Source organism: Heyndrickxia sp. NPDC080065 (assembly GCF_050281185.1).
In the GTDB taxonomy this organism is placed as follows: domain Bacteria; phylum Bacillota; class Bacilli; order Bacillales; family Bacillaceae_C; genus Heyndrickxia.
This window is the reverse complement of the sequence record NZ_JBNNWS010000050.1, coordinates 1-1,562: the sequence shown is the minus strand read 5'-3', so window position 1 is coordinate 1,562 and position 1,562 is coordinate 1. Positions and strand designations below refer to the sequence as shown.

Sequence of the window (1,562 nt, the reverse complement as noted above, 5' to 3'; positions counted from 1 at the left end):
CAGACTGTAGACAAACTCGATAAAAATCGAGTTTGCCTACAGTCTTTTTTGTTTTAAAATATAAATAGAAATAATACTTGGGGTGATGAAGATGCTTTCAAAACATAATTCCATTCAACGTGATCAAGTAGAAATGATTGCTTTAGACCAGTTGGTACCTGTAAATCATTTAGTCCGAAAAATGGAGGCAGCGATTGATTTCTCTTTTATTTATGATTTAGTGGAAGAAACATATTCCGAAGTTGGTCGCCCAAGTATTGATCCCGTGATCTTGATTAAACTTACCTTCATTCAATATACATTTGGCATTCGTTCGATGCGTCAAACGATTGAAGAATTAAAAACGAATATGGCCTATCGCTGGTTTCTGGGTTATGGTTTCTATGATAAAGTCCCTCATTTTTCTACCTTTGGAAAGAACTACGAGCGTCGTTTTAAAGATACCGATTTGTTTGAACAGATTTTCTATCGAATTCTAAAAACAGCAGCTGAAAAGAATTTGATAAGCGCAGAACATGTTTTTATCGACTCCACTCATGTAAAAGCGAGTGCGAATAAACGTAAATTCGAAAAAAAGGTGGTACGAAAAGAAACACGTGCCTATCAAGAACAGCTCCAAGAAGAAATCAACCAGGACCGGGAAGATCATGGAAAAAAGCCATTTCCACCAGATAAATTTGAAAAAGAAGACACAAAAGAAATAAAAGAAAGTACCACAGATCCTGAGAGTGGCTACTATGTGAAAGACGAACGAACTAAACAGTTCGCTTATTCTTTTCATGCGGCTTCTGACCGCAAAGGATTTGTTTTAGGAAATATGGTGACACCAGGAAATATCCACGATAGCGTAATCCTAGAGCCACTAGTAGAACAAGTAATGAATATTGTAGGAAAGCCCGATGCGGTTGCGGCAGATGCAGCTTATAAAACACCTGCCATCACGAAATACTTAATCGAAAATGAAATGACACCTGCTTTACCTTATACAAGACCACGTACAAAAGAAGGTTTCTTCCGAAAACACGAGTACGTTTATGATGAATACTATGATTGTTACATATGCCCATCAGGGGAGATATTGAATTACTCTACCACGACGAAAGAAGGGTATCGTGAATACAAATCCCCTAAGCATATTTGCGCTAATTGTCCATTTTTATCGCAATGTACGGAGAGTAAGGATCATCAAAAAGTAGTGACTCGTCATATTTGGCAAGAGTACCTCGAGGAAGCAGATCATCTTCGTCATCACAAAGATGTAAAACCGATATATGCGAAACGCAAAGAAACGATTGAGCGTGTATTTGCAGACGCAAAAGAAAAGCATGGTATGCGTTGGACAACGTTAAGGGGACTTAAAAAATTGTCGATGCAGGCGATGCTTACTTTCGCTGCCATGAATTTGAAGAAAATGGCCAATTGGATATGGAAAGGCCCGGAAATGGCCTAGTAGATGAGGATGAGAGAGGTCAGCATACATCCAAAAAGGTAAAAAAGTAAGAAAAATATCAAAAGGGGTTCGGAATGTGACCATTTCGAACCCCTTTTGTCTACAATCTGAA

1 protein-coding gene is annotated in these 1,562 nt (G+C 38.3%); it reads left to right on the top strand.

All coding sequences use genetic code 11. The features are described 5' to 3' along the window. Window positions 1-91 precede the first annotated feature (91 nt). Window positions 92-1,450 carry an IS1182 family transposase gene (locus ACQKP0_RS25715; RefSeq protein WP_427408654.1) on the top strand — a complete coding sequence of 453 codons (1,359 nt, stop codon included), beginning with the start codon at window positions 92-94 and terminating at the stop codon, window positions 1,448-1,450. Window positions 1,451-1,562: the final 112 nt, after the last annotated feature.